Here is a 434-nt window from a genome sequence, read left to right as displayed (position 1 = left end):
GCAGGGCATCGATCAGCGAGCGACCGTATCGAAGGTGACCACGGGGATGCGGGTGGTTGACTCCGCCGGCATCGACGTGGGCACGGTGGACCTCGTCCAGCGCGGCGACCCCAACGCGGTGACGGTGCAGGCACCCACCGCCGACCCGGGCAGCAGCCTGGACGAGTTGATCGAGTCCGCAGCCACCGAGGAGCCGGACGTGCCGGCGGACCTGGCCGCCCGGCTGCTGCGTACCGGCTATCTCAAGGTCTCCACCGAGTTGGTCGCCACCGGCGCGGTCTACGTGCCGGCCGACCAGATCGCCGCCGTCACCGCCGACGAGGTCCTCCTCAACGCCCTCACCACCGACCTTCCCGCCGAAGCCTGAGCCAGCACGCGGTCACCGCTCCTGGCGAGCGCCCGCCTGATCAGGCTGCCCGTCGCGGGGGGAGGGT

General features: G+C 71.9%; 1 protein-coding gene. It reads left to right on the top strand.

The features are described from left to right. The first annotated feature begins 7 nt into the window (after nucleotides 1-7). The gene (locus C1I93_RS30970) at nucleotides 8-367 is read left to right on the top strand and encodes a hypothetical protein (protein ID WP_181445407.1); all 360 of its coding nucleotides are present in this window, start codon (nucleotides 8-10) and stop codon (nucleotides 365-367) included. Nucleotides 368-434: the final 67 nt, after the last annotated feature.

The organism is Micromonospora endophytica (assembly GCF_003236305.1).
Taxonomy (GTDB): Bacteria; Actinomycetota; Actinomycetes; order Mycobacteriales; family Micromonosporaceae; genus Micromonospora; species Micromonospora endophytica.
Note: the sequence above shows the minus strand (reverse complement) of the source record. Positions and strands in the feature narration are given on the sequence as shown.